Annotated in this window: 24 protein-coding genes and 3 pseudogenes; 15 read left to right on the top strand and 12 right to left on the bottom strand. The window is 73.9% G+C overall.

Annotation, left to right across the window (positions count from 1 at the left end; all coding sequences use genetic code 11):
• Window positions 1-7 precede the first annotated feature (7 nt).
• Both J5O08_RS17630 and J5O08_RS17625 read left to right on the top strand, forming a co-directional pair.
• Window positions 8-1,747, top strand: a complete 1,740-nt coding sequence (locus tag J5O08_RS17630) for an iron ABC transporter permease (protein ID WP_218708212.1) — start codon at window positions 8-10, stop codon at window positions 1,745-1,747.
• Window positions 1,748-1,806: 59 nt separating this feature from the next.
• Window positions 1,807-2,814: an ABC transporter ATP-binding protein gene (locus J5O08_RS17625; protein ID WP_308281695.1), complete on the top strand. Its 1,008-nt coding sequence runs from the start codon at window positions 1,807-1,809 to the stop codon at window positions 2,812-2,814.
• A 101-nt stretch (window positions 2,815-2,915) separates the two neighbouring features.
• Here the strand turns inward: J5O08_RS17625 and J5O08_RS17620 are convergent, their stop codons facing one another.
• Window positions 2,916-4,043, bottom strand: coding sequence for a GNAT family N-acetyltransferase (locus J5O08_RS17620; RefSeq protein WP_218708206.1), 1,128 nt, complete (start codon window positions 4,041-4,043; stop codon window positions 2,916-2,918).
• Between the two features lie 127 nt (window positions 4,044-4,170).
• Here J5O08_RS17620 and J5O08_RS17615 point away from each other — a divergent pair, with 127 nt between their 5' ends.
• From J5O08_RS17615 to J5O08_RS17595, 5 genes are all read left to right on the top strand, one after another.
• Window positions 4,171-4,824, top strand: coding sequence for a hypothetical protein (locus J5O08_RS17615; protein WP_218708205.1), 654 nt, complete (start codon window positions 4,171-4,173; stop codon window positions 4,822-4,824).
• Between the two features lie 117 nt (window positions 4,825-4,941).
• The gene (locus J5O08_RS17610) at window positions 4,942-6,180 is read left to right on the top strand and encodes an Nramp family divalent metal transporter (RefSeq protein WP_218708204.1); all 1,239 of its coding nucleotides are present in this window, start codon (window positions 4,942-4,944) and stop codon (window positions 6,178-6,180) included.
• Window positions 6,181-6,399: 219 nt separating this feature from the next.
• Window positions 6,400-7,068, top strand: coding sequence for a TetR/AcrR family transcriptional regulator (locus J5O08_RS17605; RefSeq protein ID WP_218708203.1), 669 nt, complete (start codon window positions 6,400-6,402; stop codon window positions 7,066-7,068).
• A gap of 126 nt (window positions 7,069-7,194) precedes the next feature.
• Complete coding sequence (locus J5O08_RS17600) at window positions 7,195-7,413, top strand: hypothetical protein (RefSeq protein ID WP_218708202.1); 219 nt, start codon at window positions 7,195-7,197, stop codon at window positions 7,411-7,413.
• Window positions 7,414-7,508: 95 nt separating this feature from the next.
• Window positions 7,509-8,348 carry a class II glutamine amidotransferase gene (locus J5O08_RS17595; RefSeq protein WP_218708201.1) on the top strand — a complete coding sequence of 280 codons (840 nt, stop codon included), beginning with the start codon at window positions 7,509-7,511 and terminating at the stop codon, window positions 8,346-8,348.
• A 14-nt stretch (window positions 8,349-8,362) separates the two neighbouring features.
• On the opposite strand, the gene J5O08_RS17590 is transcribed toward J5O08_RS17595, so the two are convergent.
• The 8 genes from J5O08_RS17590 to J5O08_RS17555 all read right to left on the bottom strand — a co-directional run bounded on the left by J5O08_RS17590 (window position 8,363) and on the right by J5O08_RS17555 (window position 14,840).
• Complete coding sequence (locus J5O08_RS17590; protein ID WP_218708200.1) at window positions 8,363-9,139, bottom strand: ABC transporter permease; 777 nt, start codon at window positions 9,137-9,139, stop codon at window positions 8,363-8,365.
• Window positions 9,136-9,927 (bottom strand): ABC transporter ATP-binding protein, encoded by a 792-nt coding sequence (locus tag J5O08_RS17585; protein ID WP_218708199.1) that lies wholly within the window; start codon window positions 9,925-9,927, stop codon window positions 9,136-9,138. Before J5O08_RS17585 ends, J5O08_RS17590 begins: the two co-directional genes overlap by 4 nt.
• Window positions 9,924-10,289 carry a DUF1048 domain-containing protein gene (locus tag J5O08_RS17580; protein ID WP_218708198.1) on the bottom strand — a complete coding sequence of 122 codons (366 nt, stop codon included), beginning with the start codon at window positions 10,287-10,289 and terminating at the stop codon, window positions 9,924-9,926. The genes J5O08_RS17585 and J5O08_RS17580 overlap by 4 nt, the downstream gene beginning before the upstream one ends.
• A 1-nt stretch (window position 10,290) precedes the next feature.
• Complete coding sequence (locus tag J5O08_RS17575; protein WP_218708197.1) at window positions 10,291-10,692, bottom strand: PadR family transcriptional regulator; 402 nt, start codon at window positions 10,690-10,692, stop codon at window positions 10,291-10,293.
• Between the two features lie 122 nt (window positions 10,693-10,814).
• A complete protein-coding gene (locus J5O08_RS17570) occupies window positions 10,815-11,672 on the bottom strand; it encodes an arginase family protein (RefSeq protein WP_218708196.1) in 858 nt (285 codons plus the stop codon).
• A gap of 28 nt (window positions 11,673-11,700) precedes the next feature.
• The gene (locus tag J5O08_RS17565) at window positions 11,701-13,260 is read right to left on the bottom strand and encodes an SDR family NAD(P)-dependent oxidoreductase (RefSeq protein WP_218708195.1); all 1,560 of its coding nucleotides are present in this window, start codon (window positions 13,258-13,260) and stop codon (window positions 11,701-11,703) included.
• Window positions 13,261-13,372: 112 nt separating this feature from the next.
• The gene (locus tag J5O08_RS17560) at window positions 13,373-14,416 is read right to left on the bottom strand and encodes a hypothetical protein (protein WP_308281694.1); all 1,044 of its coding nucleotides are present in this window, start codon (window positions 14,414-14,416) and stop codon (window positions 13,373-13,375) included.
• A gap of 40 nt (window positions 14,417-14,456) precedes the next feature.
• Window positions 14,457-14,840: an HNH endonuclease gene (locus J5O08_RS17555; RefSeq protein WP_218708194.1), complete on the bottom strand. Its 384-nt coding sequence runs from the start codon at window positions 14,838-14,840 to the stop codon at window positions 14,457-14,459.
• A 101-nt stretch (window positions 14,841-14,941) separates the two neighbouring features.
• On the opposite strand from J5O08_RS17555, the pseudogene J5O08_RS21890 reads away from it, so the two are divergent.
• The 4 genes and pseudogenes from J5O08_RS21890 to J5O08_RS21875 form a co-directional block, all read left to right on the top strand.
• Window positions 14,942-15,145, top strand: a pseudogene (locus J5O08_RS21890) (cold-shock protein); the annotation flags it as partial.
• 6 nt (window positions 15,146-15,151) lie between these two features.
• Window positions 15,152-15,346: pseudogene (locus J5O08_RS21885) on the top strand (cold-shock protein); the annotation flags it as partial.
• 57 nt (window positions 15,347-15,403) lie between these two features.
• Window positions 15,404-15,610: pseudogene (locus J5O08_RS21880) on the top strand (cold-shock protein); the annotation flags it as partial.
• Window positions 15,599-15,901 (top strand): cold-shock protein, encoded by a 303-nt coding sequence (locus J5O08_RS21875; protein WP_374225992.1) that lies wholly within the window; start codon window positions 15,599-15,601, stop codon window positions 15,899-15,901. The pseudogene J5O08_RS21880 and the gene J5O08_RS21875, both read left to right, overlap by 12 nt.
• A 293-nt stretch (window positions 15,902-16,194) precedes the next feature.
• Here the strand turns inward: J5O08_RS21875 and J5O08_RS17545 are convergent, their stop codons facing one another.
• Genes J5O08_RS17545 through J5O08_RS17535 form a run of 3 tightly spaced genes read right to left on the bottom strand, consistent with a single transcriptional unit; the run spans window position 16,195 to window position 18,769 of the window.
• Entirely contained in the window at window positions 16,195-17,247 is a 1,053-nt protein-coding gene (locus J5O08_RS17545) for a hypothetical protein (protein WP_218708193.1), read from the bottom strand.
• The gene (locus J5O08_RS17540) at window positions 17,244-17,951 is read right to left on the bottom strand and encodes a hypothetical protein (RefSeq protein WP_218708192.1); all 708 of its coding nucleotides are present in this window, start codon (window positions 17,949-17,951) and stop codon (window positions 17,244-17,246) included. The genes J5O08_RS17545 and J5O08_RS17540 overlap by 4 nt, the downstream gene beginning before the upstream one ends.
• Window positions 17,948-18,769: a TIGR04255 family protein gene (locus J5O08_RS17535; protein WP_218708191.1), complete on the bottom strand. Its 822-nt coding sequence runs from the start codon at window positions 18,767-18,769 to the stop codon at window positions 17,948-17,950. Before J5O08_RS17535 ends, J5O08_RS17540 begins: the two co-directional genes overlap by 4 nt.
• Window positions 18,770-19,144: 375 nt before the next feature.
• Between J5O08_RS17535 and dnaK the strand changes: the two genes are divergently transcribed.
• From dnaK to J5O08_RS17515, 4 genes are all read left to right on the top strand, one after another.
• A complete protein-coding gene (gene dnaK / locus J5O08_RS17530; protein WP_218708190.1) occupies window positions 19,145-21,013 on the top strand; it encodes a molecular chaperone DnaK in 1,869 nt (622 codons plus the stop codon).
• Complete coding sequence (locus J5O08_RS17525) at window positions 21,010-21,639, top strand: nucleotide exchange factor GrpE (protein WP_147795251.1); 630 nt, start codon at window positions 21,010-21,012, stop codon at window positions 21,637-21,639. The genes dnaK and J5O08_RS17525 overlap by 4 nt, the downstream gene beginning before the upstream one ends.
• A 127-nt stretch (window positions 21,640-21,766) precedes the next feature.
• On the top strand, window positions 21,767-22,777 hold the full coding sequence (locus J5O08_RS17520; protein ID WP_147795252.1) for a DnaJ C-terminal domain-containing protein: 1,011 nt from the start codon (window positions 21,767-21,769) through the stop codon (window positions 22,775-22,777).
• A gap of 67 nt (window positions 22,778-22,844) precedes the next feature.
• A complete protein-coding gene (locus J5O08_RS17515; protein WP_218708189.1) occupies window positions 22,845-23,294 on the top strand; it encodes a heat shock protein transcriptional repressor HspR in 450 nt (149 codons plus the stop codon).
• Window positions 23,295-23,355: the final 61 nt, after the last annotated feature.

The following is a 23,355-nucleotide window of genomic DNA, read 5'->3' as shown; positions in this document are numbered from 1 at the left end:
GACCGGCATGGGCCGGCCGGGGGTGCCCGCGCGCCCGGGGCCGGCCGGCGCCGCGGCGGGGCGCCCGCCGCTCCGCGCGCCGTCCCGGGGCTGGGCGCTCGGCCGTGCAGGGGCGTGGGCGCTCGCCGCGGGCGTACCGCTCGTCTTCCTCGGCACGTTCTTCGCCTGGCCCGTGCTGTCGCTGGTCGGGCGAGGCTTCCTGCCGGACGGCGCGCTGGACCTCTCCGGGTTCGCGGACGTGTTCTCCCGGCCGCGCACCTGGCGGATCATCGGGCTGACGCTGGCCCAGGGCGCGATCGGCACGGTGCTGTCCGTGCTGCTCGGCGTCCCCGGCGCGTACGTGCTGTACCGGTGCCGGTTCCGCGGGGTGGGCGCGCTGCGGGCGTTCGTGACCGTGCCGTTCGTGCTGCCGACCGTGGTGGTCGGCGTCGCGTTCCGCGCGCTGCTCCGGGAGAACGGGCCGCTGGGCTTCCTGCACCTCGACGGCACGTTCGCCGCGATCGTCGCGGCGCTGGTGTTCTTCAACTACGCCGTCGTGGTGCGGACGGTCGGCGGGCTCTGGCAGCGGCTCGACCCGCGCCCCGAGCAGGCCGCGCGGTCGCTCGGCGCGTCGCCGGCCCGGGCGTTCTGGACGGTGACGCTGCCGGCGCTGACGCCCGCGATCGTGTCGGCGGCGTCGTTGGTGTTCCTGTTCTGCGCGACCGCGTTCGGCACGGTGCTGGTGCTCGGGGGGATGCGGTACGGCACCGTCGAGACCGAGATCTGGATCCAGACCACGCAGTTCCTCGACCTGCGGGCCGCCGCGGTGCTGTCGGTGGTGCAGGTGGTCGTGGTGGTCGCGGCGCTGGCGGTCGCCGGGCGGGCGCGGGCGCGGCGCGAGCGGGCGTTGTCCCTGGTGGCGCCGGGGTCGTCCGGCGCGGGACCGACCCGCCCGCACGCGGTGCCCGCGGCCGTGACCGGGGTCGTCCTGGTGCTGCTGGCGCTGCCGCTCGGCGCGCTGCTGCTCGGGTCGCTGCGCACGGGCGACGGCTGGGGGCTGGACCACTACCGGGCGCTCGGCACCACCGGCGGCCGGAACGCGCTGACGGTGACCGTGTGGGAGGCGCTGGGCAACTCGCTGCGGATCGCCGTCGACGCGACGCTGCTGGCCCTGCTCGTCGGCTGCCTGGTCGCGCTCGTGGTGTCCCGGCGACCCCGGGCGCGGGCGGCGCGCCGCGCGGTCGGCGTGCTGGACGGGGCGTTCATGCTGCCGCTCGGGGTGTCGGCGGTGACCGTCGGGTTCGGCGCGCTGCTCACGCTCGGGCACCCGTTCGGCATCCAGACCGACCTGCGGAGCAGCGGCATCCTGGTGCCGATCGTGCAGGCCGTCGTGGCCGTGCCGCTCGTGGTGCGGACCGTGCTTCCCGTGCTCCGGGCGATCGACCCCCGGCTGCGCGAGGCCGCGGGCACGCTCGGCGCGGGGCCGGGCCGCGTCCTGCTGGGGGTCGACGGTGCGCTCGCCGCCCGGTCGATCGGGCTGGCCGTCGGGTTCGCGTTCGCGGTGTCGCTGGGGGAGTTCGGCGCGACGTCGTTCCTCGCCCGGCCCGACCTGCCGACGCTGCCGGTGGTGATCTTCCGGCTCATCGGGCAGCCGGGTGCGGACAACTACGGGATGGCCCTCGCGGCGAGCGTGGTGCTCGCGGTGCTGACGGCCGGGGTGATGGCGCTCGCGGAGCGGTTCCGCGGGCCGGCGGGAGGAGAGCTGTGACGGGGACGGGGTCCGGTGCGGGTCCGGCGGGTCGGGGGCCGGCGGGTCACGGGCTGGCGGTGCGCGACCTGGTCGTGCGCTACCCCGGCGCGGGCCGGGGCGCCCCGGCGGTGACGGCCGTCGACGGGGTCGCGCTCGACGTCCCCGTCGGCGAGGTGCTCGCGCTGCTCGGCCCGTCGGGCTGCGGGAAGTCGTCGCTGCTGCGGGCCGTCGCCGGCCTGGAGCCGCTGACCGCCGGAGCCGTGACCTGGGACGGTGTCGACCTGGCCGCGGTGCCGGTGCACCGGCGCGGGTTCGGGCTGGTGTTCCAGGACGGCCAGCTGTTCCCGCACCGGGACGTCGCGGGAAACGTGGCCTACGGGCTGCGCGGCCTGCCGCGGGCGGACCGGGCCGCGCGGGTCGCGGAGCTGCTGGACCTCGTCGGCCTGCCCGGCTACGACCGGCGTCCCGTCGCCACGCTGTCCGGCGGCGAGCGGCAGCGGGTGGCGCTCGCCCGGTCACTCGCGCCCCGGCCCCGGCTGCTGCTGCTCGACGAGCCGCTGTCCGCGCTCGACCGGTCGCTGCGCGAGCGGCTGGCCGACGACCTGCGCCGGGCGCTCGTCGCCACCGGCGCGACCGCGCTGTTCGTGACGCACGACCAGGACGAGGCGGCCACCGTCGCCGACCGGGTCGCGGTGATGTCGGCGGGGCGGCTGCTGCAGGTGGCCGCGCCCGAGACGCTGTGGCGGCGGCCGGCCTCGCGGGAGGTGGCGGAGTTCCTGGGGTACCGGACGTTCCTGGCCGCGGGCGACCCGGCGGGCGACGGCGCGGCGCTCGCGGTGGCCGCCGGTGGCTGGCGGGTGCTGAGCCCCGCCGACCCGGAGCCCGGCTCGGCGACCCCGGTCCGCGCGGCCGTCGTCGCGGAGCGCCGGACCCGCCGCGGTCGGGCGGAGGTCGTCGCGGTGCTCGAGCCCGAGGACGCCCGGGTCACCGCGGCGCTCCCCGCAGGCGGCGCCGGGGCGCCGGAGCCGGGGGACCGGGTGCGGGTCGCGGCCGAGGAGGGCGCGGTCGCGGTCGTCGGCGGCTGACCCGGGCCGGTCCGGGGTCGGCCCGGCTCGAGTGGAAGGTTCTGACGGACACGCCGACGGCGTGTCCGGCAGAACCTTCCACTGTCAGGCGGGCGCGCGGGTCACCCCAGCCGGAGCTGCCACTCGCCGGCGCCGCCGGCCGGCCGGAAGCCCAGCGCGACGTTGATCGCCAGCATGTACGCGTTCTCCTCGGCGTTCCAGGTGCCGACCCGGCGCGCACCCGGCTGCACCTCGGCCAGCCGGGCGAGGTTCGCCGTCTTGACCAGCATCCCGAGCCGGCGCCCGCGGTGGTCGCGGAGCACGAGCGTGTCGTCCTGGAACACGTACGCGTCGGTGTCCGGCCGGCTCACCAGCGCCGTGAACGCGGCGAGCGCGCCGGTCGGCTCGTGCAGGGCCGCGGCGACCCGGTAGGTCATGCCGCGCTCGACGAACGCCCGCTCGGCGTCCCGCACGCGCGCGCCGTCCCAGACGTCCTCGCGCAGGTCGAGGCCGCCCGCGGGGGCGTCCGTGCTCATCCGGGTCTGGAGCAGGGCGAACCGGTCGAGCAGCTCGTCGGGGCACCGGCCTTCCCACAGGACGACCCGGTAGCCGGGACCGGCCGCCGCGGCCGCCTCCGTCGCGTGCGCCGCCAGGCGGTCCGAGGGGAGCGGCACGTCGAGCACCGACCGGCGGGTGACCTGCTCGAGGTCCCAGCCCCGGTGCACCAGGAACGCCACCCCGGGGTGCGTGGCGGGGACGCGGCCGGTGCCGGTGCTGGGGACGAGCGCGTCCGCCCCGGGATCGGGCTCCGCCGCCTGGTCGGTCGACGTCGTCAGCATGCTCCGCCCGCGGTCGCGGGCGGTGGCCACCGCGAGGTCGTGCAGCGCCGAGCCGATCCCGCGCCCGCGGTGCTCCGGCCGGACGTCGAGCTGCAGCCAGCCGGTGTGGGTGTTGTCCTGCCGGGGCAGGTTCAGCGCGACGTAGCCCAGCACGCGCGCCGGGTCCGCGGGCCCGTCGGCGACCGGGGCGTCGAGCGCGACGAACCGCAGCTTCTCGTCGTACTCCTGGTGCCGCAGGCCCGCCAGGACCTCGCCGGGCGTGCGCGCGTGGTCGAGGTCGCCCCAGGCGTCGAGCACCGCGGCGTTCGCGGCGTCCACCATGCCGTGCAGCAGCCAGGCGTCCGGGGCGTCGAGGCCGGCGGGCACCGGGAGCGGGACCAGGTGCGGCCGGGTGGCGGCGGAGGCGGTCATGCCGCCCATGGTCGTCGGGGCCGTCGCGCCCGGCCAGCGATTTGCTGCCCCGCCCGGGGTTTCGGGAGCGCCGCTACCGGAACCGGGTCCCGAGCCGGGGAGCTGCTCGACCGGTACGGTTCGCGCCATGCCAGTCCTGGAGATCATCGGGTGGGTCGGGTCCGTCCTCGTCGTCGTGTCGCTGATGCAGGCCCGCGTCCTGCGGTTCCGGTGGCTGAACTTCGCCGGGTCCGTCATCGCGACGGCGTACAACACGATCGTCGGCATCTGGCCGTTCGCCGCCATGAACGCCGTGATCGCCGTGATCGACGCGTACTGGCTGTGGCGGCTGACGCGCGAGCGGCACGACGCCGACGTGTACGAGGTGGTTCCGGTCGGCGCGGGCGATCACTACCTGCGGCACGTGCTCGGGGTGCACGCGGACGACATCGCGCGGTACTACCCGTCGTTCGGCCTTCCGGGTGATGTCGCGGGTGAGGCCGCCGGTGGCTCCCGCTGGGCCTACCTCGTCCTGCGGGGCGACGAGACCGTCGGCGTCGTGGTCGTCCGGGACGCAGGCGACGGGGTCGGCGAGGTCGAGCTCGACTGGGTCACGCCGCGGTTCCGCGACTTCGCGCCCGGCGAGTTCGTCTACCGGCGGTCGGGGGCGTTCGGCGGGACGGGGCTGCGGTCGCTGGTCGTCGCCGAGGACGCGCGGGACACGGGGCCGTACCTCGAGCGTGTCGGGTTCGCGCGGGTCGACGGCCGGTGGCGGCGCGAGGTCGAGGCCGCCGCGGCCTGAGCACGGGGCCTGGAGCCCCGGCCCTCCGGCGTGCGCGTCGCCGCACGCGGGTGCAGAGTTCGGGTGCCCGAACTCATGTGTCTACACTGAGTTCGGACGTCCGAACTTGGAGGTGCGGTGACCACCACTGTCGACCGGCAGGCCGTGCGGCGCGGCCGCGTGCTGCCCCTGCTCGGCCCTGCCTTCGTGGCGGCGATCGCCTACGTGGACCCCGGCAACGTCGCGGCGAACCTCACCGCCGGCGCGCGGTACGGCTACCTGCTGCTCTGGGTCCTGGTCGGCGCCAACGTCATGGCCGTCCTGGTCCAGTACCAGTCGGCCAAGCTCGGCATCGTCACCGGCGACTCGCTCCCGGGCGTGCTGGGTCAGCGGCTGCGGCGGCGCTCGCGGCTGGCGTACTGGGCGCAGGCCGAGGTGGTCGCGGCGGCCACCGACATCGCCGAGGTGGTCGGCGGCGCGATCGCGCTGCACCTCCTGTTCGGGCTGCCGCTGGTGCTCGGCGGCCTGATCGTCGGCGTGGTCTCGATGCTGCTGCTGGCGACCCAGAACCGGTACGGGCAGCGGCGGTTCGAGACGGCGGTCGTCGGGCTGCTGCTGGTGATCGTCGTGGGGTTCCTGGCCGGGCTGCTGATCGGCCCGCCCGATCCCGGCGAGATGCTCGGAGGCCTGGTCCCGCGGTTCGCCGGGACGGACTCCGTGCTGCTCGCGGCGTCGATGCTCGGCGCCACGGTCATGCCGCACGCCATCTACGTGCACTCCGCGCTGAGCCGGGACCGGTTCGGGCGGGTGCCGGACGACGGCGCACGCTCGGGGCTGCTGCGCGCCACGCGATGGGACGTCGGCGCGGCGCTGACGGTGGCCGGGACCGTGAACATCGGCCTCCTGCTGCTCGCGGCCGCCAACCTGCGCGGCGTCGAGGGCACCGACACCATCGAGGGCGCCCACGCGGCGATCAGCGAGGCTCTCGGCCCGGTGGTCGGCGTGGTGTTCGCGATCGGGCTGCTGGCGTCGGGGCTCGCGTCGACGTCGGTCGGCTGCTACGCCGGCGCGGCCGTGATGGAGGGGCTGATCCGCAAGCGCATCCCGCTGCTCGTGCGGCGCTCGATCACGCTGGTGCCGGCGCTGGTGCTGCTCGCCGTGGGTGCGGACCCGACGTGGACGCTGGTGGTGAGCCAGGTCGTGCTGAGCTTCGGCATCCCGTTCGCGGTGATCCCGCTGGTGCGGCTGAACCGGGACCGGTCGCTCATGGGCCGGTACGCGAACGGCCCGCGGCTGCAGGCGGTGCTGGTGGTCGTGGTCGCCCTGGTCGTGGCCCTGAACCTGGCGCTGCTCCTGCTGCTGGCCACGGGCCACTGACCTGTTTCGGTAGCCCCGCTCCGACTTCCTGCGCACCCGTGATCGCCGAGATGGCAACTCTCGGCTGCCGCGAAGGCCCTGATCACAGCCGAGAGTTGCCATCTCGGCGTGGTTCCGGGGAGAGGGCGGGGCGGAAGTATCCGCCAGGGGCGGGCTTGCCCGGGAGTTGTGGGAGTGGCGCTACTGAAAGGAATGCGTAGCGCTGCTACGGTTACCGGCGTGACCAGCAGCGACACCGTGACCCCCCGGGACGGGCGCGCCGCCCGGGCAGCCGTCTCCCGGGCGCGGATCGCCGAGGCCGCGACCCGGCTGTTCCTCACCGACGGGTACGGGCCGACGACGATCACGGCGGTCGGCCGCGCCGCCGGCCTCGGGGTGCAGACCGTCTACTACTCCTACCCGTCCAAGTCCGACATCCTCGTCGGCTGCCTGGACCACGCCGTCGACGGAGCCGACCGCCGGGACGCCGCGCCCGACCTCGCCGACCAGCCGTGGGTGCGCGCCGTCGTCGCCGAGCCGGACCCCGCCCGCCGGGTCTTCCTGCACGCGCGCGGGGCGGCCGAGCTGCTCGGCCGCGCCGCCGGCGTCCAGGACCTCGTGCGCGCGCACGCCGTCGGCGACCCGGTGCTGCACGCGGCGTGGGAGCGGGACGAGGCGCGCCGGCGCGCGGTGCACCGGCTGCTCGTCGAGGCGTGCGACCGGGACGGGGTGCTGCGGCCGGGGCTCGACGTCGAGCGCGCCACCGACGTGGTGGCGCTCGTGCTGGGCCCGGAGACGTGGAACGCGCTGGTCCGGCGGGGTGGGTGGAGCGCGCTCGCCTGGGCCCGGTGGGCGCACCGCACCCTGCTGGCCGACCTGGTCCCGTCGCGCTGGGACCCCGAGGCGTAGGCCGGGCGCGCCGCCGCTCCGCCGCGGGACGGACCCCGCGGGGTGGGCCTCGCCCGCGCGGCCGAGCGCGAAGATCCGCCGCCGGCCCGAGGCGCCAAAGCCGAGCCCGAACCTAGGCTGACCTGCATGAACACCGACAAGAACACCACGACCGACCCGGCCACCGCCCTGCTCGGCCTCGGCGGCCTCCTGCTGCTCCTCGGCGTCGTCGCGATGCAGCGGGAGGCCGGCACCTGGCTCGTGCTGGCCGCGATGGGTGCCGCGGCCGCGGTCTCCCTCGGCTCCGTCCTGATGCGCCGGCGGCAGGCAGTCCCGGCCGTCGAGCAGGCGCCCACCGAGGACTGATCCCGGGCGCACCGGGGCCCACCTGCGAGGCCCCGGTGCACAGTGGCCCCGAGGGGCCGGCGACGGCGCGGGCCCACCCCACACGGGAGGCCGCCATGTGCCGTTGGCTCGCGTACACGGGATCGCCCGTGACGCTCGACGAGCTGCTCTACAAGCCGGAGAACTCGCTCGTGATGCAGAGCCGGCACAGCCGGCTGGGCGTCGAGCCGATGAACGGCGACGGGTTCGGCGTCGGCTGGTACGACGACCACTCGCCGATCCCCGGGCTGTTCCGCAGCATCGAGCCGGCGTGGAGCGACCGGAACCTGCGCGAGCTGTCGCAGCACATCCGGTCCGGCATGGTCATCGCCCACATCCGCGCGACGACCGGGACCGCCGTGCAGCAGACCAACTGCCACCCGTTCCGGCACGGCCAGTGGCTGTTCGCGCACAACGGCGTGATCAACGGGTTCAGCACCCTCAAGCGGGACCTGCGCATGGCCGTCGACCCGACGCTCTACCCGCTGATCGAGGGCTCGACCGACTCGGAGACGCTGTTCTACCTGGCGCTGACCTTCGGCCTGACGGACGACCCGCCGGCCGCCGTCGCCCAGGCCGTCGGCCTGATCGAGGACGTCGCCCTGCGGCACGGGGTGGCGTTCCCGGTGCAGGGGACGTTCGCGACGACGGACGGGCAGCGGCTGTGGACGTTCCGGTACTCCTCCGAGGGCCGGTCGCGGTCGCTGTTCCGGAACCGGGACGTCGCCGTGCTGCGGGCGCAGTACCCGGACAACCCGGTGCTGCACGGCCTGTCCGACGACACCCGGATCGTGGTCTCGGAGCCGCTCGGCGACCTCAAGGGCGCCTGGCTGGAGGTCCCGGAGAGCACGTGCCTGGTCGTCGAGGACGGACGCGAGGAGCTGGTGCCCTTCGCGCCCGTCCTGACGACGGCCTGACCACCGGCCCGGGGTCAGCCCACCTTGCGCCGGTAGGCCCGCACCGACAGCGCGTACGCCAGCACCAGGATCCCGACCAGCCAGACCAGGGCGACCCACAGGTCCCCGCCGACCGGCTCCTGGGCGAACAGCGCCCGGATCGAGTCGACCACGGCGGTGACCGGCTGGTGCTCGGCGAACCACGCGACCGCGGTCGGCATCGACTCCGTCGGCACGAACGCCGAGCTGATGAACGGCAGGAAGATCAGCGGGTAGGAGAAGGCGCTCGCCCCGTCCACGGTCTTCGCGGACAGCCCCGCGAGGACGGCGATCCAGGTCAGCGTGAGGGTGAACAGCACCAGGATGCCCGCGACGGCGAGCCACGCGAGGACGGTCGTCCCCGTGCGGAACCCCATGAGCAGGGCGATCCCGACGACCAGGACGACCGACGTCAGGTTGGCCGCCATCGACGTCAGCACGTGCGCCCACAGGACGCTGGGCCGGGCGATCGGCATGGACTGGAACCGCTCGACGATGCCGCCCTGCAGGTCGAGGAACAGCCGGTACGCGGTGTACGCGACGCCGGACGCGACCGTGATGAGCAGGATGCCCGGCAGCAGGTAGTCGACGTACGACGCGGTGGACCCGCCGTGGATCGCGCCGCCGAACACGTAGACGAACAGCAGCATGAGGGCGACCGGGGTGACCGCGGTCGTGATGATGGTGTCGGGGCTGCGCAGGATGTGCCGCAGCGACCGGTCGGTGAGGGCGACGGTGTCGCCGACGACGTGGGTGGTGGCGGTGGCGCTCATCGCGGGTCCTTCCCGGCCGGCGTGCTGCCGGCGCCGACGAGGGCGAGGAAGACGTCCTCGAGCGTGGGCTGCTTCTCGACGTACTCGACCCGCGCGGGCGGGAGGAGCCGCTTGAGCTCGGCGAGCGTGCCGTCCTGGATGATCGTCCCCTTGTGCAGGATCGCGATCCGGTCGGCGAGGCGCTCCGCCTCGTCCAGGTACTGCGTGGTGAGCAGGACGGTGGTGCCGCCGCCGGCGAGCTCCTCGACGGTCCGCCACACCTCGTTGCGGGCCTGCGGGTCGAGCCCGGTCGTCGGCTCGTCGAGGAAGATCACCGGCGGGTCGCCGATCAGGCTCATCGCGATGTCCAGCCGGCGCCGCATGCCGCCCGAGTAGGTCGACGCCCGGCGCCCGCCCGCCTCGGTGAGCGCGAACCGGTCGAGCAGCCGGTCCGCCACCGCGCCCGGGTCGGGCAGGTGCCGGAGCCGGGCGACGAGCCGGAGGTTCTCCCGCCCGGTGAGCATCCCGTCGACGGCCGCGAACTGGCCGGTGAGGCTGATGGACTCGCGGACCTCGGCGGCCTGGCCCACGACGTCGAACCCGTGGACCGTCGCCGTGCCCGCGTCGGGCTTCAGCAGGGTCGACAGGATCCGGACGAGGGTCGTCTTGCCCGCGCCGTTGGAGCCGAGCAGGGCGACGATCGTCCCGGGAGCCACCTCGAGGTCGACGCCGCGCAGCACGCGCAGGTCGCCGAACGACTTCTCGACGCCCCGGACGGCGACGGCGGGCGCCGCGGACCCGGCGGTCACCGGACGTCCCCTTCGGCCTCGTCGATCGCCTTCGTCAGGCGGGCGCGCTCCTTGTCGATCCACCGGTCGCCGACGTACGCCTGGGCGAACGTCTCCGCGAACTCGACCGGGTCGTCGCCCACGACGTCGCGGACGGGGGTGCCGTCGGTCGCCGCGCGCTCCCAGAGGTCCGCGAGGTCGGTGAACATCGTGACCATCGTGTCGCCGTCCGTGACGCCGCCCGAGTACATGAGGTACCGGTGCGTGGCCTTCGCGGCGGCGCGGTACGGCTCGGGCAGCGCCTTGATCCGCGCCATGTCCTGCCGGTACTGCTTCTTCTGCTCGAGCGAGCCGGTGAGGGCCTCGATCCACTTCGCGACCATGTCAGTCGTCCCCTTCGGTGCGGTCGGTGGTGCGGTGGGTGGTGCCGGAGTCGGTGCTGGTGGAGCCGGTGCGGTCGGCGTGCGCGGCGCGGAGGTGCTCGATCCGCCCGGCGAGGAAGGCCCAGGTGGTCCAGAAGTCGTCGAGCTGGGCGCGGCCCGCGGCGTTGAGCGAGTAGACCTTGCGCGGCGGGCCCTTCTCGGACGGGACCTTCTCGACGTCGACGAACCCGCGCTGCTCGATCCGGACCAGGAGGGCGTACACGGTGCCCTCGGCCAGGTCGGCGAACCCCTCGTCGCGGAGCTGCGCGGTGATCTCGTAGCCGTACGCGGGCCGCGCCTCGAGGATCGCGAGGACGATGCCCTCGAGCGTGCCCTTGAGCATCTCGGTCATCTGGTTGGCCATCGTGGGCTCCTGTACTCGGTGTCGCTGACTACCGGTACAACGTAACGCTAGGTACCGGTACTTGGCAACACTGAATACCGCAGTTCTTTCGCGGTCGGGCGCGGGCATGCTGAGCCGGCTGGTCAGCCCGCGAGCCCGCCCAGCAGCCCGAGCAGGTCCAGCGCCGTGCCCCGCATCCGGTGCCCGACGTCGCAGGCCGGGTCCCAGGACGCGACGGTCGCGGAGGCGAGCGGCAGCCGGGCCGCCGCGCCGGCGATCACGTCGCGGACCTCCTCCGGCAGGAGTCCGCCCGGTGCCGCGTACCCGTTGGCGGGGGCCACGGACGGGTCGTGGACGTCGAGGTCGACGTGCACGTGGACGGCGTCGGAGTGCGCGGCGAGCGCGTCGAGGGCGGCGGTGGTCCGGCCGGCCCGGACGTCCGGAACGCCGAGCCGTCCGATCCGCGACGTGGTGAGCAGCGCGCGCTCGGCGTCGTCCAGGTCGTGCCCGCCGACGTGCAGCACGCGCTCGTCCGGCACCGGCGCGTGGCCGGGGACGCTCGCGGCCAGCCGCTGCCAGGTGCGGCCGGTCGCCATCGCGAGCGCCATGCCGTCGAAGAACCCGCTGGTCGACGTGCCCGGGAGCTGCAGGTCGCCGTGCGCGTCGCACCACAGGACGGCCACGCGCCGGCCCGGGTCCTGGGCGCGCAGGCCGGCGAGGACGCCGAGCGTCGCCCCGCAGTTCCCCGCGAGCACGACGGGCAGGTCCTGCGGGTGCTCGGCGACCTCGCGCGCCACGGCCCCCATCGCGGCCGTCCCGTGCGCCGCCTCCACCGCGAACCCGCCCGGCACCGTCACGACCGCGTGCCCGACGTCGGCCCCGTGCGCGCCCAGCCGCGCGCTCGCTCCGGCAGCGACCAGCGCCTCCGGCCCCGCGCCGTGCCGCACGCCGCGGCGGCCGGAGTCGTACGGGACCTCGATCAGGCGGATCCGCTGCGACATGCCGCCAGCATGGCCCAGCGTGCCGCCGTCACCACTGGGAGCGCGCGTAGTCCTTGAGGAAGCAGCCGTACAGGTCCTCGCCCGCCTCGCCGCGGACGATCGGGTCGTACACCCGCGCGGCCCCGTCGACCAGGTCGAGCGGGGCGTGGAACCCCTCCTCGGCGAGGCGCACCTTGGTCGGGTGCGGGCGCTCGTCGGTGATCCACCCGGTGTCGACCGCCGTCATGAGGATGCCGTCGGCGAACATCTCGCCGGCGCTGGTCCGGGTCAGCATGTTGAGCGCGGCCTTGCTCATGTTGGTGTGCGGGTGGCCCGGGCCCTTGTATCCGCGGGCGAACACGCCCTCCATCGCCGACACGTTCACGATGTACGTCCGCCGCGCCGGCGACGCGGCCATGGCGGCGCGCAGCCGGCTGACCAGGATGAACGGGGCCGTCTGGTTGCAGAGCTGCACCTCGAGCAGCTCCATCGGGTCCACGCCGTCGACGGTCGCGACCCACGAGTTGGTCTCGGCGACGTCGGGGATCAGCCCGCCGGCGTCGATCGAGGTCCCGGCGACCAGCCGCTCCAGGCTCGCGGCCTCGGCGGTCAGCGACAGCGCGGTCAGCTCCTCCGCGGCGGCGCGCCCGGCCCGCTCGATCGCGAGCGCGGGGCTGCTCAGCTCGCTGACCGACCCGGCGAGCGCGCGGGGGTGCGCGTCGCTCGTGCGGCCGAAGGTGGTGATCATCCGCGCGGCGTCCGCGTCCAGCGGGGCGTCCTCGGCGTCGGCGATCCGCGCGTACGCGCCCGGCGACCGCCGCACCGTCTGCGCGGCGTTGTTGATCAGGATGTCCAGGGGGCCCTGGGCGGCGACGTGGTCGGCGAGCGACACGACCTGCGCCGGGTCGCGGAGGTCGATGCCCACGACGTGCAGCCGGTCGATCCAGTCGGCGGAGTCGTCCATCGCGCTGAACCGCCGGACCGCGTCCTTGGGGAACCGGGTGGTGATCGTGAGGTCGGCGCCGTCGCGGAGCAGCCGCAGCGCGATGTACATGCCGATCTTCGCGCGGCCGCCGGTGAGCAGCGCGCGCCGGCCGGTGAGGTCGGTGCGGGCGTCGCGCTTGGCGTGGTGCAGGGTCGCGCAGTCCGGGCACAGCTGGTGGTAGAACGCGTCGACGACCGTGTAGTCCTGCTTGCAGACGTAGCAGGCGCGCGGCCGGATGAGCGTCCCGGCGATGGCGCCGGTCGCCGACGAGGTGATCTGGATGCCGGCGGTCTCGTCGTCGATGCGGCCCGGGCTGCCGGTCGCGGTGGCGGCGACGACCGCGGCGTCGGCCTCCGCGACCAGCCGGCGCTTCTCGCCGCGGCGGTGCTTCTTGGCGGCCTTGAACATCGCGGACGCGGCGCGGCGGGCGGCGGCGTGCTGCGGGTGCGTCTGCGGCAGGGCGGCGACCTGGTCCGCGACGCGGAGGAACGTGGCGAACTCGGCGGGGTCGACGCCCGGGGGCACGTCGGCCGTCGGGTCGAGATCCGTGCCGGTCGCGAGGTCGAGGTCCTCGTCGGCGGGCCCGTCCGGGTGCTGCGCGGGCGTGGTCGTCTGCGCGCTCATGCGCCGTCCGTCCTGGGTGGGGAGAAGGGCGCCGCGGTCGCGCGGGGCCCGGAGGATCCTACGGCGCGAACCCGCGGGAGCCCACGGTGGGTCTGGTCACACCGCGGTCGGATCAGCCCTGGCGCTCGCGACCCCGCCGGCCGCGCCGCCCACGCCGCCCGCCCCGGTCGCCCGCGAGCCGGGCCCGGCGCTCCTCCTCGCGCTTCGAGTACGTGGCCGCGCGGATCGCGTCGTCCGACTCCAGCCCCGACCCGAGGCCCCCGCCGACGGTGGCGGCGGACGCGACGAACCAGGACAGCAGGAACAGGTCGCCGTACCCCAGCGTGCTGCCGAGGTAGCCGCCCATGACGGCGGGGTCGAGGACGAACAGCGCCCAGGCCAGGTTGACCACGTAGAGCATGAGGTAGCAGACGACCACCCCGATGACGAGGGTTACCAGCGTCGAGGTGTTGTAGAGGCGGGACCGCTCGCGGGCCTCCGGGGAGGAGTCGTCCGGCCGGTCCCACAGCTGCCCGTCGACCACGAGCCACCCGACGACCAGGGCCACGGAGGCGACCGTCGCCACCGCGAGGCGCCACGTCGACAGGGACCCGGCGAGGAGCCACACCGTGGAGTTGATCGTGGCGACGGCGCCGGTCGCGAGCGCCGCGACGAGCGCGGACTTCAGGCCGGGGACGAGCAGCCACGGCCGGTTGGCGAGCACCATGCCCACGAGGAGCCGCCCGCGGCCCCGGACGCGGGGCAGCGGCACCCGCTCGTCGTCGGACGAGGTGGCGTCCGCCATGCCGCCGACGAGCTCCCGGACCGCGTGTCGGGCGCGCGCGTGCATCCGGAGGCCGCCGAGGGCGGGCAGCGACAGGACAGCCGCCCGGCCGCCCGGGTCCACCTTTGTCAGCAGGTACCGGCCGTCGTCGTCGCGCAGCGGCAGCTCGGTGAGGCCGACCACGAGGTCCCAGCCGTGCCGGCTCGCGTGCTCGGCCAGCCGGTCGATCGCGGTGCCGACCTCCTCGGAGCCCACGGTGAACGGCTCGCTCACCACGTCGACGTCCCAGGTCGCGCGGTCCGGTCCGCGCGGCGGGTCGAGGTCGCCCATCTGCTGGGCGATCTCGGTGGGTGACGCGGGATCGGCCACCAGGCCGACGCGGATCGGGTCCACCCGCGTCAACGTATCCGCGGTCCGCCCCGGCGGCGACCGCTCAGGCCGGGGCGGACGACCCCGCGAGGGTGCGCAGGACGGTCGCGTGCCGGACCAGGAACGCCCGCTCGTCGAGCTTCTTGCGCCGCAACCAGCCGGTGACCTCGTCGTTGTGCTTGCTCGCGTTGCAGGACGCGCACGCCGGCACGACGTTCTCGAGCGTGTAGCGGCCCCCTCGGGAGATCGGCAGGACGCAGTCGCGCTGGAGCGCCGGGCCGGGGGCCCCGCAGTACGCGCACGCGCCGCCCCACGCGGCGACGAGGTCCGCCCAGTCGGTCGCGGTCAGGTCGTTGTCGGCGAGCGCGACCCGGCGCCGGCGGCGCTTCGCGTAGCGCGCGCGGGTCGACGGCGACGCCCCGGACGAGACCTTGCGACGGCGGACCACGCCGCGACGCTACCGCCCCGCCACCCCGGGGCAGTTCGTCCCGCGCGGGCGTCGGGGGGACACTGGGGGCAGCAACCGCCATCACCACGAGGAGTACCACCGTGCCGCAGGGAACCGTCCGCTGGTTCGATACCGAGCGAGGGTTCGGCTTCATCGCGCTCGGCGACGACGCCGAGGACCTGTTCGTCCACGCGTCCGAGATCGTCGGCCAGGAGGGCCCGACGTCGCTGCGCGAGGGGCAGTCCGTCGAGTTCGAGGTCGGCGAGGGCGACCGCGGCCCCCAGGCGCGCCAGGTCCGCGTCACGGGCGACGTGCCGGCGGACGCCGCGCTCGGCGTGCTCGGCACCGTCAACTGGTACGAGCCGGCGAAGGGCTACGGCTTCCTCACCCGCGAGGACGGCCAGGAGATCTTCGTGCACAGCTCGGCGATCGTCGGTGGCGGCGTGCTCACCGACGGCCAGCCCGTCGCGTTCCTGGTCGTCGAGGGCGAGAAGGGCCCGCAGGCCGACCACGTGCTGCCGCTCGCGGCCGGCGCCGGCGTGGGCGCGCCCCGGGGCGCCGCGCTGAACGACGGCGCCGACGGCACCGTGACCTGGTACGACGCGGGCAAGGGCTTCGGCTTCATCACCCCCGACTCCGGCGACCAGGACATCTTCGTCCACGCCCGCACGCTCACCGGCGGGCTGACCGAGCTCGCCGAGGGCGACCGGGTGAGCTACCGCGCCTCGGAGGGCGAGAAGGGCCTGCAGGCCCAGGGCGTGCGCCTCGTCGGCGGCTCCGGGCGCGGCGGGCGCGGCGCGCCGTCCCGTGGCGACCGCCCGTCCCACGGCGGCCAGGACCGCTCGTCCCGCACGCCGCAGCGCGGCGGCCAGGGCGTCGTCGCGCGCTACGACGCGGAGCGCGGCTTCGGGTTCATCGCGCCCGACGACGGCGGGCCGGACCTGTTCGTCCACGTGTCGGTCCTGCAGCGCGAGGAGGCGCTCTACGAGGGCGACCGCGTCCGGTACCAGGTGCGGCAGAGCGACCGCGGCCCGCAGGCCGACCGGGTCGAGCTGATCTGACCTCGCGCCCGGCCGGTGCCGGGCTCACCGAGAACGCAGAAGATGCGGGGTTCACGCAGGTCGAACCCCACATCTTCTGCGTTCTCGGCTGTAGGAAGTCTTCGAACTTGTCGCTAAGACGACCCTTGACCTGTTGATTGACAGGTCCGCTCGCTCGGCGGCGTGTCACCTTGTTGTCGATATCCTCAAAGTGTCCCCGCGCACGTCCTCGCCACCCGGAGCGCTCCGCGCAGCGCACTGCTGACGCGCATCGGCTGGGGCGGGTCGCTCGCGCAGGTCGCGCGCGGAGCCGGCTACGCGTCGCCAGCGGACCGAGGCAGGGGCTCGGAGAGGTAGTCCAGGTCAAGCGCCTCACTCCGGTTGACCCGCGATAGCGAGAACTCGTCGGCGGTCACCAACTCGTGTCGGACAGATCGCACCGTCTCGCGAAGATTGTGGCGCGCCGCCTCGGCCTCGCACTGCTCGGCCCAGGCCTGTGCGAGGAACTGCCACAGCCAGTACCTGAAGTCGGGTGTTGCGTCTGCTTTGGTGAGTCGCTGTGCAATGAGGCTCGGTTGAAGCTTGCTGCTCGAGTCCCGAAGCTGCTCCTCGAGTCCCGGTGGGAGGTCCGGTAGATCGTCGCCGTCTGGTCCGCCGGTCGGCAATGCGCCCGGTTCCAGAACGACGATGAGCGTCAGGTCGTGAGGGGTGTTGGTCCAGCCGTCGGCGACCTCGATGCGAAGAGCGCTGACCATCCCCAGGACGCTGCCGAGTGGCGTGGCTGGCTTTGGTGCCTTGCTCGCGAGCGCATCGCGAAGCGGCTGGAGGCAGGCGACGACCGGATCCGGGAAGGCGTAGCGGCCGAAGCGTCGAGCGACTGCACCCGAGAATCGCCGCACGGCGACGTCGTCGGACACGCCGGCGGTCCGGTTCGCCGATGCGAGCCGCGCCTTGTGCGCCGTCGCGATGACGTCGAGATCGGCAAACAGGTCGGGGCCGACTGCCGCAAGGTGGGCGTACCGCGGGCGCTTCCCGTCTCGCGCCTCTCGTGCGGATGTGGTTTCGAGCCGGGTCACCGGGGCCAGCTGGATCAATGGGCGCGACGGCTGCGACGCGTCACAGGATTGACTGACGACGGCCACCCCGAGGTCACACCGGTGCTCGACCGGCCGGCCGCCGCCATCGACGACGGTGAGTGAGTCGATGGCAAAGACGTCACCCTGCCGCCACTCGACGCAACCCAACGGTACGTCGAAGGCCTTCGCCGGGCCGCTCCGCGCATTCGTCTCACCTTGACCGCGCGAGAAGTAGCCGCGCAGTCTGGTCCAGAACCGACTCACGGTGTGCTCAGGCGTCTCGGCGCTCACGTGTGGATGGGCGGCTCATCCGACAGCGCGCCCAACAACTCGTGAACCGCGAACGGCTGGCCCGGACTGTCGCCCGCCGCGTGCCGCCGCCTGAAGTTGTCGACGACGCTGTAGCCCTCAGCAGGGACTGCGAGCAACGCCGCTCTCACGGCGTCCGGCTCGGTCGCAGCGATCGAACGGACGGCGCGCGAGAACTCGCGCAGCACGGCGGCATTGCCCTCGTTCATGCGCCCGCCGTTGGCCCACAGATGCACCGCGCGACGCGAAACGCCGAACACTCTGCCGAGCTGGTCCCAGGTCAGGCCGCTGTGGTTCTTCAGCCAGAGAACCTCCTCCTGGTCGCTCAGCGTCGCGATCCCAGCCTTTGACGCTTCTTGACTGGCTGCGGCTTCAGTCCTCTTCGAGGAGCGCCGCGCTTCGCCAGTGGCGACGACGGCAGCGGCGGCAGGCGCGGTTGCCGCCGTGGTCAGGAGTCCAAGACCCGCCCCTACGTCAGTACTCAACGGCTCGTGCTGCGGGCGCCACGAAGCCGGCACGACCGTGCCCGACAAGCAGCCCGCGACCAACGCGGACGAAGCGATGACGACGACGACGCCACGAGCGGCGAACGCACTCGTCCGCGAGTCGGCCATCTGCGGAACGGAGCTTCCGGTGAGGGCACCGCTCGGCACTAGCGCCGTGATGTCGTCCAGAACGGCGCTCATGGCGTCTCACCTCCAAATGCCCGGAGGAAGTCGTCGGTGACGGCCCACCTGAAGAACTGATACGCGCGGAGCGCCAGCTCTTTCGTGACCGCGTCGATGTCATCCGCGGCGTACTGGTCCGCGGGCTGCCACGTGCGATACGCATCGAGGTCGAGCAACCAGGATGGCCCTACGGCGGCCGCCATCGTGGGGTCGAGCACGACGCCAGGTGGTAGTAGACCGCAGCGCACCTGAAGACCCGTGTCAGCAGGCAATTTGTACTGATATTCGCTGACGCCTGACACCGCGACGCCATCACCGGCCGGCGCTGCCACGAGACCGAGCACTTCGTGACGGACAAGCTCGGACAGCCGATCGAGGTGTGTCTCCTCGAGCCGGTTCACGTACCGCACGCCTAGTCGCTCCACGTAGGGAGGGCGCGCGCGATCAGTGAACGCTGCCCACGCCTCGGCAAGGCGCTCGGCGAACTCACTTCGCCGGGTGTACCTGCTCGTTTCAATGGTCAAGAAAGTTGTTCCGAAGCTCACGCTCCAGAGCCGATCCGGTGAGCTCAGCTTCCACAGCCGCCCACCTCCCGGGGCCTGCGATACCCCATCCGGCGTGATCGTGACCTGCATCTGCTGGCCGATCTCGATCAGCGGGTAGCGCGACGACAGCGCGGCCGCGACGCCCCTGGCGTGCCCCTCCTCATCGGCAACGAAGGCGGAGAAGGCCGGGAACCTTATCTGGGCGAGGCTGTTGACCAGCGGTGCGCTCGAGAGCGGCACGTTGCCAGGTGACTCATCCTTGAACGGAACATCTCTCACGAGGCTCTCCACGCTTCACACTCTACTTCACACTGGGGAAGCGCTGTTCTATCGCGAGCCACTGACATCGGGCAAGAAGCGCGCACCCCACCGAGGGCGGCGAGCGCTCCTCCGCGGGCCGCCGACGCGGGCGGGGCACAGTCGCCGCGCGGCCTACCCGGCCGCTTTCGTCAAGGCGGGGGCGGTTGACCCTAGCGGTGGGTGGGGCGCCGGGGGAATGCCGCGGACTGCTGCGTAGTTGAGCCCAGCAGACTCAAGTTCGCAGTCGCGGAGTTGCACCGCGACCGACCGCGACGCAGACTTGAGCGCAGCAGGCTCAAGGCGCCACCGCCCCGCCCCGGGACGGCCGCAGCGCCCGACCACGCAGCACGACGAAGGAGCACAGACATGGCACGAGCAGTCGGCATCGACCTGGGCACCACGAACTCCGTGGTCGCCGTCCTCGAGGGCGGGGAGCCCACCGTCATCGCCAACGCGGAGGGCTCGCGGACGACCCCCTCGGTCGTCGCGTTCTCCAAGACCGGCGAGGTGCTCGTCGGCGAGGTGGCCAAGCGCCAGGCCGTCACCAACGTCGACCGCACCATCTCGTCCGTCAAGCGCCACATGGGCACGGACTGGTCCGTCGAGATCGACGACAAGAAGTACACCGCGCAGGAGATCTCGGCCCGCGTGCTCGGCAAGCTGAAGCGCGACGCCGAGGAGTACCTGGGCGAGCCCGTCACCGACGCGGTCATCACCGTCCCGGCGTACTTCAACGACGCCGAGCGCCAGGCGACCAAGGACGCCGGCCAGGTGGCCGGCCTCAACGTCCTGCGCATCGTGAACGAGCCGACCGCGGCCGCCCTCGCCTACGGGCTGGAGCGCGGCAAGGAGGACGAGCTCATCCTCGTCTTCGACCTCGGCGGCGGCACGTTCGACGTCTCCCTGCTCGAGGTGGGCAAGGACGACGACTTCTCGACGATCGAGGTCCGCGCGACCTCCGGCGACAACCGCCTCGGCGGCGACGACTGGGACAACCGGATCGTCGAGTGGCTGGTCGGCCAGGTGAAGAACTCCACCGGCGTCGACCTGTCGAAGGACAAGATCGCCCTGCAGCGGCTGCGCGAGGCGGCGGAGCAGGCCAAGAAGGAGCTGTCGTCCGCGACCAGCACCAACATCAGCCTGCAGTACCTCTCGATGTCCGAGAACGGCCCGATCCACCTGGACGAGAAGCTCACCCGGGCGCAGTTCCAGCAGATGACGGCCGACCTGCTCGAGCGGACCAAGGCGCCGTTCAACGCGGTCATCCGCGACGCGGGCATCAAGCTGGCCGACATCGACCACGTCGTGCTCGTCGGCGGCTCGACCCGCATGCCGGCCGTGGCCGACGTCGTGCGCGAGCTGACCGGCGGCAAGGAGCCCAACAAGGGCGTCAACCCGGACGAGGTCGTGGCCGTGGGTGCCGCGCTCCAGGCCGGCGTCATCAAGGGCGACCGCAAGGACGTCCTGCTGATCGACGTGACCCCGCTGTCCCTCGGCATCGAGACCAAGGGCGGCGTGATGACCAAGCTCATCGAGCGCAACACGGCCATCCCGACCAAGCGCAGCGAGATCTTCTCGACGGCCGAGGACAACCAGCCGTCGGTGCTGATCCAGGTGTTCCAGGGCGAGCGCGAGTTCGCCCGGGACAACAAGCCGCTGGGCACGTTCGAGCTGACCGGCATCGCGCCGGCCCCGCGCGGCGTCCCCCAGATCGAGGTCACCTTCGACATCGACGCCAACGGCATCGTGCACGTGTCCGCCAAGGACCGCGGCACGGGCAAGGAGCAGTCGATGACGATCTCCGGCGGCTCCGGCCTGCCGAAGGACGAGATCGACCGCATGGTCAAGGAGGCCGAGGCGCACGCCGCCGAGGACAAGAAGCGTCGCGAGGAGGCGGAGACCCGCAACTCCGCCGAGCAGCTGGTCTACTCCACGGAGAAGCTGCTCACCGACAACGACGACAAGCTGTCCGACGACGTGAAGACCGAGGTCCGCTCGGCCGTCGACGACCTGAAGAAGGCGCTCGAGGGCGAGGACCTGGCCGAGGTCACCGCGAAGCAGACCGCGCTGGTCACCGCGTCGCAGAAGATCGGCGAGGCGCTGTACTCGGCGAACCAGCAGCCCGAGGGCGCCCCGGCCGGCGAGCAGCCGACCGACGGCCCGACGGCGTCGTCCGCGCAGGACGACGACGTGGTGGACGCCGAGATCGTCGACGACGAGGGCGACAAGAAGTGACCGACCAGCCGAACCCGCAGGGGCGCGATCCCGAGGAGGAGGCCCCGCGCGTGACCGACAAGCGGCGCATCGACCCGGAGACGGGGCAGCTGCGCGAGCCGACCGCCGAGGAGCAGGTCCTGGCCGAGGCCGAGGCGGCGGCGACCGCCGCCGAGGAGGCCGTGGTGCTGGAGGGCCTGGTCGAGGCGCAGAAGCTCGCCGCCGAGCGGCTCGACGAGCTGCAGCGGCGGAACGCCGACTACTTCAACCTCGAGCAGCAGTACTCCGCGTACGTGAAGCGGTCCAAGTCCGAGGCGGTCACCGCCCGGGACCAGGGCGTCGCGTCCGTCGCCGAGGCGCTCATCAGCGTCCTTGACGACATCGAGCTGGCCCGCCAGCACGGCGACCTGGTCGGGCCGTTCGCGTCGATCGCGGAGAAGCTCGAGGGCACCCTCGGGCGGTTCGGCATCGAACGCTACGGCGCCGCCGGCGAGCCGTTCGACCCGCAGGTGCACGAGGCGCTCATGCACGGGCACTCGGCCGACGTCACGGAGCCGACGGTGCAGCAGGTGCTGCAGCCCGGCTACCGCATGGGCGAGCGCGTGATCCGCGCCGCCCGGGTGGCGGTCGTCGACCCGGAGGCGTGACGGGCATCATCAGGACCCACCGGCGGGGGCCGCGTCGTCACAGCGCGGCCCCGGCCGTGGGGTCGAGCCCGGTCCGGGGCGGGACGCACGCCCCGGGGGACCGGACGAGAGAGCGGAAGGAGGCGTCGTGAGCGGTCAGGACTGGCTGGAGAAGGACTTCTACGCCGTGCTCGGCGTCGCCAAGGACGCGGACGCGGCCACGATCAAGAAGGCGTACCGCAAGCTCGCCCGCACGATGCACCCCGACCACAACCCGGGGGACGCGGCGGCGGAGGCGAAGTTCAAGGAGGTCGGCGAGGCCTACGCGGTGCTCTCCGACCCCGAGCAGCGGCAGCAGTACGACCAGCTCCGGGCGATGGCCGGCGGCGCGCGGTTCCGCGCGGGCGCGGGCGGTCCGGGTGGTGCCGGCGGCGCGAACGGCGGCTTCGAGGACCTGTTCGGCGGGGTGTTCGGCGGCGGCGCCGGCGGCACCCGCGTGCGGTTCCCGCAGGGCGCGGGCGGCGGCACCGCGGGCGGCAACGGCGGGTTCGAGGACCTGCTGGGCGGCCTGTTCGGCGGGGGCGGCGGCTTCGGCCAGGGCCGCACCGCCCGACGCGGCGCCGACCTGGCGGCCGTGACCACGCTGCCGTTCCGGCAGGCGGTCGAGGGCTCGACCGTCGCGCTCGGCGTCGAGGGCCGGACCGTCAAGGCCCGGATCCCCGCCGGCGTCCGGGACGGCCAGAAGATCCGGCTGCGCGGCAAGGGCCGCCCCGGGGAGAACGGTGCGCCCGCGGGAGACCTCGAGGTCACCGTGCGCGTGACGCCGCACCCGGTGTTCGCGCTGGACGGCAACAACCTGCGGGTGACCCTGCCGGTCGCCTTCGACGAGGCCGCGCTGGGCGCCGAGGTGCCCGTGCCGACCCTCGACGGCGGGCAGGTGCGCCTGAAGATCCCGGCGGGCACCCCGTCGGGCCGGACGCTGCGGGTCAAGGGCCGCGGCGTCACCACGGCGAGCGGCACCGGCGACCTGCTGGTCACGGTGCAGGTCGTCGTCCCGCAGCGGCTCAGCGCCGCCGCGAAGGAGGCCGTGCAGGCGTTCGGCATCGCGACGTCCGGCGAGGACCCGCGGGCCGACCTGCTGGCGCGGGCCAAGGACTGACGGGTCGCCGCACCGCGGGGCTCCGGCCCCGCGGTGGGCCGACCGACGACCGGAGGAGGTGGCGGGGATGGTCTCGGAGGACGCGCAGGTCTACGTGATCTCGGTCGCCGCCGAGCTCGCGGGCATGCACCCGCAGACCCTGCGGCAGTACGACCGGCTCGGGCTCGTGCAGCCCGGCCGCACCCGGGGGCGCGGCCGCCGGTACTCCATGCGCGACATCGCGACGCTGCGCGAGGTGCAGCGGCTCTCCCAGGAGGAGGGCGTGAACCTCGCCGGCATCAAGCGGATCCTCGAGCTCGAGTCCGAGGTCGACCGGCTGCGGCGCCAGGTGGAGTACCTGCGCGCGTTCGCGGAGCCCGGGCGGCGCGTGTTCACGGCGCACCCGTCCGGCGACGTCGTGGCGATGGGCCGCGGCCAGCGCCGGCGGGGGGCCGCGGACGGCGGCGCGCCCTCGGAGGACCCGCGGGCCGTGGGGGCGCGCGGGGCGATCGTGCTCTGGCGGCCGGGTGCGCGCTGAGCGCCGGCGCCGAGCCGTCCCCAGGCGCGGCGCCGTGCCGAGGGTCGGCGCCGTGCCGCGG

The organism is Cellulomonas sp. PS-H5 (assembly GCF_019265565.1).
Lineage (GTDB): Bacteria > Actinomycetota > Actinomycetes > Actinomycetales > Cellulomonadaceae > Cellulomonas.
Note: the sequence above shows the minus strand (reverse complement) of the source record. Positions and strands in the feature narration are given on the sequence as shown.